Origin of the sequence: Mesoplasma photuris ATCC 49581 (genome assembly GCF_000702725.1) — a bacterium.
In the GTDB taxonomy this organism is placed as follows: domain Bacteria; phylum Bacillota_I; class Bacilli_A; order Mycoplasmatales; family Mycoplasmataceae; genus Tullyiplasma; species Tullyiplasma photuris.
In genome coordinates, this window is the sequence record NZ_JNJI01000002.1 from 328119 (window position 1) to 340795 (window position 12677).

The window sequence follows — 12677 nt, forward strand, 5'->3', positions numbered from 1 at the left end:
TAAAAAATTAAGTAAGGTTTTTATTTTTAAAAGGAGATAGTATGGAAAATAAAATTATAAATTTGTTGCAACAAGCAGGTGGAATGTTATCAACTGATCAAATTGCAAACAAAATTAAAGAAAACACATTTGATGAAATCATGAATATGTTTAAAAACATGGAATCAGATAAAATCGTTGTCATGTCTACAAGTAGTAATGTTTATTTATTAAGTGATGAAAAATACCACCATGGTATTTTAAAACTTAATCAAAAAGGATTTGGTTTTGTAAGTGATTTAAAAAATATTGGTTCTGAAGATTATTTCGTACCTCCAGTTTCGCTTAATGGAGCATTTACTTCTGATGAAGTTGTATACATAGTTGCTAAAGAAAAAGATGGAAGAACAAGAGCAGAAATTATCGATTTAATTAAACGTGAAAAAACTTCATTGATTGGCGAGATTACTAGATCAAAAGATGGCAAATATTTAGATCTAATTCCTATGGATAAAGCTTTTGCAAATTTCAGAGTTATTATGGTCAATAAAAACGATTTAGATTTAAAAGATGCTCAATTAGTAAAAGCTAAAATTCTTGAATTAAAAGACAGAAAACTATTTGTTAGAGTTAAAAAAATTATTGGTGATGCTAATAAAGCAGCTGACAGAATTATGTCTATTGCTGAAGAATTTGATATTAGAACTGAATTTATGAAAAGAACAATCGCAAATGCTAATGAAGTTAATATACCTTTATCTCAACAACCAGAAGTGATCAAAAAACGTGCAGCTAAATCATTAGTAGACAAATTAATAGTAACTATTGATGGTTCTGATTCAAAAGATTTAGATGATGCAATTTATGTTGAAAAATTAAATAATGGTCATTTTAAGTTAATTGTAGCGATTGCTGATGTTTCATATTATGTACAACCTAAATCAGCTTTAGATAATGAAGCTTTAATTAGAGGAAACTCAACTTATTTAGCAAATAAAGTAATTCCAATGTTACCTCAAGTACTATCAAATGATTTATGTTCATTAAACCCAAATACTGAAAAACTTGCTATGGCTTGTGAAATGGAATTTGATAATCAAGGACGTATGCTTTCTAAAGAAGTTTATGAAACAATAATTATCTCAAAAGCTAGATTAACTTATAGTGAAGTTAATGAATATTTCGCAAATCATACTTGAACAAAACAACCAGAGGTTGCTGCAATGATGGATGAAGCTTTTGAGTTATATAAACTAATTGATGATGTTAAAACAAAGCGTGGAACAATCAATTTCGGAGTTAGAGAACCAAAAGTAATCATGGATGCCGAATCTAATGTAATAGATATTAAAGCTAGAGAAACTGGTGAATCAGAAAAACTAATTGAACAATTTATGGTTAGTGCAAACGAAGCTGTAGCTGAAATTGTTTATGAAAAAGATTTACCATTTATTTATCGAAATCATGGAAATCCTGATGAGCAAGATTTAATCACATGATATACATCTCTTAAGTCATTTGGTATTGATCCAAAACTTACAAATAAAGAAATGCTTGATCCTAAAAACATTAACCACACATTAAAACAAATTAGCGACCAAATTAAGGACCCAATTGAAGTTGAACTATTAAATCTTTCTCTATTACGTTATATGGATAAAGCTAAATATGGTTTAGAAAACATTGGTCACTTTGGTCTATCAAGTCCTTGTTATACTCACTTTACCTCACCAATTAGACGTTATTCAGATTTGATGGTGCATAGATACTTAAAACAATATATTTTGAATAATGATACAAGAGAATCAGCACTAGAAAAAAATGCTGAATTTATTGAAACAGCATCAAATATCATTAATGATACAGAAGTAACATCAGTTGATTGTGAAAGAGAAGTTGTTAAAGCATGTATGGTTGAATTTATGTCGAATAAAGTTGGTAATATATATGAAGGAACTATTGCAATTGCATTAAAATTTGGAATCTTTGTACAACTTGATAATATGGTTGAAGGTTTAGTGCATATTTCAAATCTTGAAGATGGAATTGTTTATGATGAAGAAAAACAAATTTTAATTAAGAAAGATAATACTTTCTACCGTATGGGTCAAAAGGTTAAAATTAAATTAATAGATGCTGATATTAAAAAACGTAAAATTGATTTTATCTTAGTAAAATAATAAAAGGAGGTCAGTATGAGCGAACATCTAATAGCTAAAAATAAACGAGCACATTTTGATTATGAAATTCTTGAAACTTTTGAAGCGGGTCTTGTTCTAACTGGTCCTGAAATTAAATCAATAAGAGCTAAAGAAGTATCAATCAATGAAGCGTTTGTTTTAATAAGAAAACAAGAAGCTTTTATCATTAATATGAATGTTAAAAAATATGAATTTTCTACAAATATTGCAGGAGTTGATCCAACAAGAACCAGAAAGCTTTTATTAAACAAACGCGAAATTAAAAATATTACCAAAAGAGTTAAATTGGAACGATTAACTATTGTTCCAATAAAACTTTATTTAAAAGATAACTATGCAAAATTAGAAATCGGAATCGGTCGTGGTAAAAAAAGTTATGACAAACGTGAATCAATTAAAGAAAGAGATATTGAACGTAAAACTAATGCTACGTTTAAAAGAGGTTAAAGATTATGATTGCATTTTTAAATGAATTTGTATCATCTTCAACTCAAGAAGGTACTAAACAAGATTTGCCTTGATGAGTTTGATTATTAATAGCGGTTTTATCTTTAATTGCACTTGGTCTTGGTTTTTGAGGTTTATTAGGAGCGGGAACTTCTAGAAAAAATGACTATCAAAAAAATAAAGAAACCAAAAATATTAAATTAAATACTTTAATAAAAAAAGAATCTATTTCTATAAAAGATTTAGAAAAACACTCAGAGCAAATCGAAGGTATTTATGCAATTTTTATTGGTAATAGTTTAAATATAAAAGAGTACTTTTTACCAATTTATTTTGGGTACTCAAATGATGTAATCAAAACTTTTAAAGATTTTTCAAACAAATTAATCGAACAAAGTGATGATGAAATTGTTAAAAAAATTAAAGATTATATTATTGATCAAGAATTAACTATTGATCAAATTAAATTTATAATTGTAGAAAAAAATAATAAAGAAAATTTAGATCAATATATTTCTGAATATAATAGTCAAAAAAGAGGTTTTAATTAACCTTTTTTATTTTTTAAATCACTATTAACTTAAAAAAAATTTATTAAGTAATATAATAAATATGTTAGGGGCGATTAATTTGATTTTTACAACAACAGAAAGTACAGACTTTACAGTTGGACTTATTATCATGATCATAGGTATCATTTTATCTGTAACTTTATTTGGTCTTCATATATGAAGAAAAAATAAAATTAGAGGTATGCAAAACTTTACTAGACAAAATAAAGAATCACAAGGTGTATGAGAATTTACAAAGAAGAACTTCTTATTTTTTACAGCCTGTTTTTCACTTGTCTTTGTAATTGTTGGAATAACTATGATGATCAACTAACGAAAAATAAAATAATATAAAACAATTGAAGGGGGACTCTTATGGCTCACAAAACCGCAAGAGTTGATAATGTTGAAAAACATGGCTTTTTTGGTAACGTTAAAAAAGTTGCTGGAAACATCATGCCAACATTATCAAAACTAAGTAAAGCTTTCTTATTACCGATCGCTTTATTACCAATTGCCGGAGTATTCTTAGGGGTAGGGGCTGCTATTGCTGCAAACACAGAAATCAGTTCTATCGGATGATACATCGGTACTGTTATGAATAAAATGGGGGATGTTTGTTTCGGGAACTTACCTATCTTATTCACTTTATCAGTTGCTATGGCATATACAAAAGACAACGGAATCGCAGCATTAACTGCTTTAGTTGGATTCTTAGTAATGAATGCTATGCAAGCTGCGTTATTAAAACAAAATACAGATCAAACATGATCACTTTTATGACATGGATCATTTCCAAATGGATTAATTACTAAAAACTTGGGAATAGATTCATTAAATACAGGGGTATTTGCAGGTATTTTCGTAGGAGCAATTTCTGCTAAGATTTATAATAAATTCCACGCAACACAATTGCCTGCTGCATTTAGTTTCTTCTCAGGAACTAAATTAGTACCAATTATTACTTTCTTTGCAGTTATTCCTTTATCATTCTTATTCATGTTCTTCTGACCATGAATTGGACAAGGTCTAGAATGATTTGGAACTACTTCAGGTAAAATTCCAGTAAAAGGAATTGACTCATTAGTATTTGAAATGATCGAAAGATCATTAGTACCATTCGGATTACACCACGTATTCTATGCACCGCTATGATGAACTTCAGCCGGTGGAGCAATATCTGATCAAATTAATGATGCAATCAAAACATTTACAGATGGTGGAACAGTAAATGGATTAACAAGTGATCAATTTATGGAAAAAGTTATGGCTTTTGCTGGATCATCATGAGATCTAGGACCAATTAGTGCTATTGAATACTTGACTCAAATGAAAACAGGAGCAAGTTGATATTCAGGTCTTGAACTTGATGCTTTTAATGGATTCTTGAGTTCACAAGGTGATCAAAATATGATGAACCGTTTAATTGCGGTTATTGATAACTCAAAAGGAATTAACTTTGAAACTTTTGAAGCACTAGGATTAAACTTAGGTCGTTTCCAATCTGGTAAATTCGGATTTATGTTATTAGGATTACCAATGGCTGCTGTTGCTATGTTATTAAACGTACCAAAAGCAAACCGTAAAAATGTAATGGGAATTTACTTATCAGCTGCGTTCACATGTTTCTTAACAGGAATTACTGAACCAATTGAATATACTTTCTTATTCTTAGCACCATGATTATTCTATGGTGTACATATGCCATTAGCTGCTGTTTCATTTATGCTATCAGGATTTATGCAAACACACGTTTCAATGACAATCTCAGGAGGATTCATCGATTACATCGTATTCGGAATTATTCCTTTCTTTGGACAAAATGCTATGGACCCATTATCAGTATTTGGAGTATTGGGAGTATCAGCAGGAATGGGTGGACTATACTTTGTTGCATTCTACTTTGCAGTAAAATATGGAAAAGTTATGGTTCCTGGACGTGCTGAAAGTGAAGGCGATGTTCAATTATTTACAAAAGCCGATTTCAAAGCATCACAAGGTAAAAATGTAGATGGTTCAGCTCTTTCTATGGGAGTAAACCAATATACAACTTCAAATGATGCTAAAGAAATTGCACGTTATGAAAAAGCTGCTAAAATTATTGAATTTTTAGGTGGAGAAGCAAACATTACTGACGTTGATTCATGTGCTTCACGTTTAAGATTAACAGTAATTGATAGTTCATTAGCTAATGTTGATGGAATCAAATCATTAGGTGGTTCTACAGGAGCGTTAGTTAAAGGAAATAACATTCAAGTTGTTTATGGTGGAGAACAAGAAGCTATTAAACCAAGAATGAAAAATATTTTAGAAATGCAAAGAAGTGCAGGTTTTAAAGCAGAACAAAAAACTGCTGTTGAAACAAAAGTTGAAGCAAAACCAGTTGTGACTGAAAAACCACAAACTAAACCGGTTGTTGAAAAAACAATTGTAGCTGAAACAAAAGTTGAAGCAAAAAAACCCGCAACTGAAAAAGCACCAGTTGCTAAAAAAACTACAGCACCAGTTGCTAAAAAATCAACTACTACCGAAACTAAAGTTGAAGCAAAAAAACCTGTAGCTAAAAAACCAGCAACTACTAAAAAACCGGTTGCTAAAAAAGCACCAGTTAAAAAAGTTTTAACTGAAACTGATAAAAGAGCAATGGTTGACGGTTCTTTACATATGACAGAATCTCGTCAAGAATTGCAAAAAGAAGCAACAGAATTAAGAATTGCTGCTAAAAAATCAAAAATAGATTTTAAAAAAGAATCATTAAGAACTATGACTAAAAAAGAAGTTTTAGATCATATTAATGACCTTAAAAAAATTGTTAAATAATTTGATTTAAATTAAAATAACCTTCGGGTTATTTTTTTGTAAAAATAAAATAAAAAAACTTGGAATAATCCAAGTTGTTGTTTTCTTAATGGTGGAGATGGCGGGAATTGAACCCGCGTCCAAAATATCTCATAAAATAACGTCTACAGTTTAGTTATGTCTTCTAACTCAATATAAAAACTAAGATTAACAAAAGGTTTCTATATCGTTTATGATTTAAGTTCATAAGTATTTATCATAATCATACTTACTATTAAGCTTGGGTAATACAGATCAAGTGTAAAACCTAAAATACATTGATCCGTTGAATGCTATTAACTTTAAAAGTTAATTAAGCAAACGCGAAGTTTGCTCCAGCTGATGCATTGTTGATCATGAATGCTGGCATTTCAATTGTTTCGAAGTTTTCTTCGTTTTTAGTTTTGTTTGCATTTTATCAAACCTAGAAGTATTAAAGTCTACCAGACTACTGCGGTTATAATATGACGATATCCTGTCGAATCCACAACATCCCCATATTTTTATTATAAACCCTAAATTTGGATTATGTTTTAATATTTTATTGATAAACTATTAAAGAGAAAAGAGGTATATATGAAAAACTTATATAATGCAGGAAGTATGTTTAATGAAGCACAAATTGCTCAAAGAAAACTAGAAGGTATTAACTTGAGAAGAGAACTACCAAACATTACAATTAATAATCCAATTGATTTTGATACAAATGTTGGAAATAATCCTTCACCTTTACAAATTTGAGATATGGATTATGAAAAGGTATCGAAATCTGAATTTGTAATTTTTGAATTAGATAGTTTTGATGATGGAACAACAATGGAATTTGCAATCTCTGTTGAACAAGCAAAAACTTCACAACCAAATAAATTTTTAGTAGCAGTTATATCTGATTTCAGATACCACCAATTACATGATGTTAGACATATGCCTGAATTTGCAATAAATCATTTTGTGTATGGAGCTTTATTTGATACACAATTAGTTAAAGAAAAAAGAATTTACGCTGCTAAATCACATAATGATGCTATTGAAATGATTAAAAATAGAGAATTATTTTTAGAAACTAATGATGAAAAATATATCAAAGCTAATGATACAATGAATATTACTAATATTTATGACAATGGAAAAAGATTTAAATAGGTATTTACCTATTTTTTTTATTTTTGATAAAATATTATTATTCATAAAGGAGTCAAATGACTGAAACCAAAAATTTAGAAAATTTAATAGTTGAAGCTGCTAATAACAATGATATTAGAGCATTAAGGGAAATATCAAAACAAGTTCAATATGTTGATTTTGCAGAATCAATTGAACAGATCGAAGAAAAGTTAGTATTAAAAATTTTTAGAATGCTTGATGAAGAAAGAGCAACAGAAATTTTTGTCTATTTAAGTGATAGACACCAAGAATTTATTATGGATTCTTTCTCAAGCAATGAAATCAAAGAAATTGTTGAAGAACTATATTCAGATGATATTGTTGATTTGATTGACAACATGCCAGCTCAAATTGTTAAAAAAGTTTTAAAAGCAACTACAAAAGAACAAAGACGAGAAATAAATTCTATTCTTAAATATGAAGAAGACACGGCTGGTGGAATCATGTCAGTAAATTTAATTGAATTTAAATCTACAGACACAGTTGAAATTGCTAAAAAAGTAATCAAAAGACGTCATGAAGAATTTGATGAAGTTGATGATATGTTTATCGTGGATGCTGATGGTAAATTATTAGGATCAATTGAAATTAAAGATTTATTATTAAATGAAGATTCAAAAACAATGGAAGAAATTATGACCACAAAATTGGTTTCAGTAACTTTTGATACTGATCAAGAAATTGTTGGTGAAACATTCAAAAGATATGATTTAAATACAATGCCTGTTGTTGATAAACAAAATAAGCTAGTTGGAATTATTACAGTAGATGATGTGATCGATGTATTAGTTGAAGAAACAACTGAAGATATTCAAAAATTTGCTGGTATTAATGATGCTGATGCTGATTATTTCGAAACTAGTGTTTGAAAAATGTTTAAAGCTAGAAGTTTTTGATTAATGGCTATGTTAATTTTAGGAACAATTACTCAAATTTTATTAATAGTATTTTTCGATGCATATAATATGCCAACAAACACAAATTCAACTGATGGACCAGAATTGCTAATGTTACTATTACCAATGGTTTTAATTGTTGCTGGAGTTGCTGGTACAAGTGGTAACCAGTCAGCAATGATGATGGTTAGATCACTAACTTTAAGACAAGTACATAAAAAAGAGGTTGGAGAAATTCTTTTAAAAGAATTCTTGGTATCAATTTTGATCACAATTCCATTAATTTTAATAAATGTACTTAGATTAGTATTTGTATATTTAGTTCAGTATGATGGAGATATCTCAGGAAGTGAACTATGAATTTCTATCGGAACAAGTTCAATTGGATTATTCTTAAGTATATTAATTGCAAACATATTAGGTACATTACTACCATTAGGGGCAAAATTAGCTAAATTAGACCCAACGGTGGCCTCATCACCATTAGTTACAACAGTTGTTGATATTATAGCTGTAGCGACATTTTTAGGTATTGGTTTATTATTTATTTAGGAGCTTGGAATGAGATTAAGAAATAAACAATGAACAGATAATTTTTTAGTTGAAAATAAACGATTTTTAATTGAATGAAAAGAAGGTGACAAAATTACCTCTTTAAATTCATTTAATAATGATAATAAAATTCATTTAGAAATTGGTTGTGGAAAAGGTAATTTTATAACTAATCACGCCCTGCTAAATGAAAATTATAATTACATCGGTATGGAAAAAGAAAAAACAGTTGTTGGAGTGGCGCTAAAAAAATCTTTAGCAATGTTTTCTGATCAAAATAAGGAAATGTCAAACCTTAAATATTTAAATAATTTTGCAGAAGATTTAAGTGATATGTTTGCTGAGTCTTCAATTGATAAAATATTCTTAAATTTTTCAGATCCATGACCAAAAGCTAAACATTTTAAAAAAAGATTAACATATATAAAATTTTTAGATATTTATTCTAAAATTTTAAAAATTGATGGCGAAATTCATATCAAAACAGACAACGATGGACTTTATGCGTTCACACTAGAACAATTAGCCGAAACTGATAAATGAACTATTTTAGATAATACTGATGATTTGTATAAAAATGAAAAAATGCTTGAAGACAACATTCCTACCGAATATGAAATTAAGTTTCATAATTTAGGAAAGAATATTAACAAAATAATTATTAAAAACAACAAATAATGTTGTTTTTTTTGAAATTTTTTAAAGAAAAAATAAATATAAAAAAAAATTAAAACTTTTCCACTTTTCCACTTTTATTTACTATACAATGAAGATAACTTAATATTGAAAACTTATATAGGGTAGCAAAATGGGCTACTGATTCCACCCCTGCCAAACATGGGACTATAGGTATATCTTTTAAAAAAGGTGAGTTTTTTTTCATGCGAAACTCACCTTTTTTAAAAGAAAAATAGGAACTTTTTAAGTTTTCATGAAAGTGAGAAAGGTTAAAAAATGAAGAAACTATTAACAATATTAACATCGTTTGCCGCAATGGCTACTGTTGGGTCTAGTGTTGTATCATGTATGGCTCCTGCTCTTGCAAGAGGACCTGAGGGTCAGAAAGTTTTGTTTATTACTGATGGTGGAAACATCGAAGATAAGTCTTTTAATGAAGGCGCTTATAATGCTATTAAAAAATATACTCGTGAAATAGATTTCCAAAATCAAGAACTTTTAGGTTTAACAACAGAGTTTAATGAAATTAAAGTGCCTGAACCATTTAAAAGTATTCAAGAATGAAAAGATGCTGTTGATGCTATGGATGTTACTGCAACAGCTCAATGAAATGAAATGTTGGATCAACGTTTAAATAATACTGCCATTGGTTCATATGATAGTTCAACTAACTATGTAGAATCAAAAGACGCTTCTTCAGCTGGATTAAAAGCTTCTTATAAAATGGGTGAATTCCTAAAACCTGATGCGATTGTTTTAGCAGGATTTGTACATTTAAGTGAAATTGAATCATTTGCAAAATCTATTCCAGATACATCTATAATATTAGCTGATGGTACTGTTGACTATTCAAATGGTAAAAACAAAAATATAATATCAATAAAATTTAATTCAGAATTAGCTGGATTTGCTGCAGCGATTGACGCAGCAATTTGGTCAATACAAAACCTAGATAAAGTAGATATCAATGATGATGAAGTTATTAGAGTAGGAACATTTGCTGGAATTTCATCTAAATATTCAGTTGATAATTATATGTGAGGATTGATAGCTGGATTTAACTTAATGAATAAATACTTGGATGATAGTAAAGAACCTATAACTAACTACAGATTCGAAAGTGCAAATGCAGGTAAGGGTAAAAGTGCTGATTTCGAAGATATTAATGTATTAGCGGCGAATGATCAAAAATGATTTTCAAATTCATTTGGATTAGGAGATGCAACAAAATCAGGATTGGTTGATTCACTTTTAAATACAGGAAAAGCAGATATTGTTTTCCCAGTAGCTGGACCACAAATTCTTGATGTACTTTCATCACAAATTTCACAACCTTATTTAATTGGTGTAGATACTAACCAAGTTTATTCTTATAACTCTTATAAAGACAGATTCTTATCATCAGCTATTAAAAACTTAGAATTCGCTATTTCAGATGAATTAAAAGAAGCTAAATCACTTAAAACTATTGAAGGATATGATGGTGAAGTTAACAAAGGCACAATAGGAAATGTTTCAGTTCAAGATGCTGATGGAAATATCACAGAAGGTCTTGATTATGCCGATGGTAATATTGTCGCTTCAAAAGGAACTTGATCAATAAATGCAACGGGTGGAGATAATTTAATCCAACAATCTGCTATAGACTACGATGGTAAAGAAGCATGATTAAAAGACCTTGTGATTAATGAATTTGCACAAGCTGGAGAAACACCAGATAAGTATATGCAAGGATCAGTAATTAAAGACTTTGCAGAGGAAGTTTTAGCAAACAATGAAGAATGAGAAGCTTTTAAAACAAAAATTGATAATTTAATAAAAGGAGATGCTTAATGAACAATAAACATGCTATACAAATGTTAAATATTACAAAAATTTTTAACGAAACAGTTATTGCAAATAAAAATCTTACTTTCGAGGTTGAAGCTGGAGAAATTCATGCTTTGGTTGGAGAAAACGGGGCTGGTAAATCCACTTTAATGAGTATCTTATTTGGTTTGTATCAACCAACTTCAGGAGAAATTTTAGTAAATGGTAAAAAAACTTTAATTTCAAATCCAATTAAAGCAAATAAATTAGGAATTGGAATGGTACACCAACACTTTAAATTGGTTGATGTCAATACTGTTTGAGAGAATATCGCTCTGGGTGATGAAGATACTTTGTTATTTGGATTTTTAGACAAAAATAAAATCAAAACTAAAATAACAGAAATTATGAATGAATATAAATTGTATGTTGATTTAGATGCAAAAATTCAAAACATTTCTATCGGTATGCAACAAAGAGTTGAAATTTTAAAAATTTTGTACAGAAATGCAAATATTTTAGTTTTTGATGAACCAACTGCGGTTTTGACACCTCAACAAATCGATGGATTACTTGAAGTTATTGTTAACCTTAAAAAAGCTGGAAAAACAATTATTTTCATTTCTCATAAAATGGATGAAATTAAAAAAATTGCAGATCGTGCAACCGTGATTAGACATGGTGAAAAAATAGTTACTTTAGATATGAAAGAAACTACACCTCAACAAGTTGCTGAAGCGATGGTTGGTAGAAAATTGGTTGAAGTTAAAAATAAATATACAAAACCAAAATCAAACGAGCCAATTTTGAAAATAATAAACTTGAGTGTTAAAAAAGAAACTAATAATAAAATTAATGCTTTAGAAAATTTTAATTTAGAAGTTAAACCTGGTGAAATTGTAGCTATTGCGGGAGTAGAAGGTAATGGTCAAAAAGAATTGATTGAAGCTATTACTGGTTTAAGAAAACCATCAACTGGTGGAATTGTTTTCAATAAACTAAACATTAATAATTTTTCAATCAAGAAAAGATATGCAGAAGGAATGAGTCACATTCCTGAAGATAGACATAAATATGGAATGATTCTTGATTTTTCAGTTAGTGAAAATATTGTTTTACAACAAATTGATCAAAAACCATTTTCAAAAAATGGATTTATTAGTTCGTCAGAAATTCAAAAATATTCTCAAAAAATTATTAATGAATTTGATGTAAGAGGAACAAGAAATGGTGCAGCTACTGCACGTGGTTTATCTGGTGGTAACCAACAAAAAGCTGTAGTCGGTAGAGAGTTAAGAAAAGAACACAATTTATTAGTTGTTGTTCAACCGACTAGAGGATTAGATATTGGTGCTATTGAATACATTCACCAACAAATTTTAGATGAAAAAATAAAAGATGTCGGGGTACTTTTGGTATCTTATGAATTGAACGAAGTTATGGCATTAGCTGACAGAATAGTTGTTATCAATGACGGAAAAGTAATTGGTGAATTACCTGGAAAAAATGCTAAAAAAGAACAGATTGGTCTGATGATGGCTGGTCAAAAGGTGGAGGTATAA

The 12677-nt window shown here is 29.0% G+C and carries 10 protein-coding genes, 1 other RNA gene and 1 riboswitch; of the genes, 10 read left to right on the forward strand and 1 reads right to left on the reverse strand.

Translation table 4 applies throughout. From position 1 onward, the window contains the following. The first annotated feature begins 41 nt into the window (after nt 1-41). The 5 genes from rnr (at nt 42) to T347_RS0101525 (ending at nt 5998) form a co-directional block, all read left to right on the forward strand. On the forward strand, nt 42-2159 hold the full coding sequence (gene rnr, locus T347_RS0101505; RefSeq protein WP_031542564.1) for a ribonuclease R: 2118 nt from the start codon (nt 42-44) through the stop codon (nt 2157-2159). Between the two features lie 15 nt (nt 2160-2174). Further along, entirely contained in the window at nt 2175-2627 is a 453-nt protein-coding gene (gene smpB / locus T347_RS0101510) for an SsrA-binding protein SmpB (RefSeq protein ID WP_031542565.1), read from the forward strand. A gap of 5 nt (nt 2628-2632) precedes the next feature. After that, nucleotides 2633-3178, forward strand: a complete 546-nt coding sequence (locus T347_RS0101515) for a hypothetical protein (RefSeq protein WP_031542567.1) — start codon at nt 2633-2635, stop codon at nt 3176-3178. Between the two features lie 61 nt (nt 3179-3239). Continuing rightward, a complete protein-coding gene (locus T347_RS0101520; protein WP_169734475.1) occupies nt 3240-3512 on the forward strand; it encodes a hypothetical protein in 273 nt (90 codons plus the stop codon). Nucleotides 3513-3553: 41 nt separating this feature from the next. Beyond that, on the forward strand, nt 3554-5998 hold the full coding sequence (locus T347_RS0101525) for a PTS transporter subunit EIIC (protein ID WP_211246838.1): 2445 nt from the start codon (nt 3554-3556) through the stop codon (nt 5996-5998). 89 nt (nt 5999-6087) lie between these two features. Here T347_RS0101525 and ssrA read toward each other — a convergent pair. Continuing rightward, nucleotides 6088-6513: a transfer-messenger RNA gene (gene ssrA / locus T347_RS03845) on the reverse strand. A gap of 79 nt (nt 6514-6592) precedes the next feature. Here ssrA and T347_RS0101530 point away from each other — a divergent pair. The 5 genes from T347_RS0101530 (at nt 6593) to T347_RS0101555 (ending at nt 12677) form a co-directional block, all read left to right on the forward strand. After that, the gene (locus tag T347_RS0101530; protein ID WP_051636009.1) at nt 6593-7159 is read left to right on the forward strand and encodes a hypothetical protein; all 567 of its coding nucleotides are present in this window, start codon (nt 6593-6595) and stop codon (nt 7157-7159) included. Nucleotides 7160-7215: 56 nt separating this feature from the next. Further along, a complete protein-coding gene (gene mgtE / locus T347_RS0101535) occupies nt 7216-8628 on the forward strand; it encodes a magnesium transporter (RefSeq protein WP_031542575.1) in 1413 nt (470 codons plus the stop codon). Nucleotides 8629-8637: 9 nt separating this feature from the next. Then, nucleotides 8638-9306 (forward strand): tRNA (guanosine(46)-N7)-methyltransferase TrmB, encoded by a 669-nt coding sequence (trmB, locus tag T347_RS0101540; protein WP_031542577.1) that lies wholly within the window; start codon nt 8638-8640, stop codon nt 9304-9306. Nucleotides 9307-9417: 111 nt separating this feature from the next. Continuing rightward, a riboswitch (nucleoside riboswitch) is annotated at nt 9418-9479 on the forward strand. Nucleotides 9480-9582: 103 nt separating this feature from the next. Further along, nucleotides 9583-11139, forward strand: a complete 1557-nt coding sequence (locus T347_RS0101550; RefSeq protein ID WP_031542579.1) for a hypothetical protein — start codon at nt 9583-9585, stop codon at nt 11137-11139. Next, nucleotides 11139-12677, forward strand: coding sequence for an ABC transporter ATP-binding protein (locus T347_RS0101555; RefSeq protein WP_031542581.1), 1539 nt, complete (start codon nt 11139-11141; stop codon nt 12675-12677). Before T347_RS0101550 ends, T347_RS0101555 begins: the two co-directional genes overlap by 1 nt.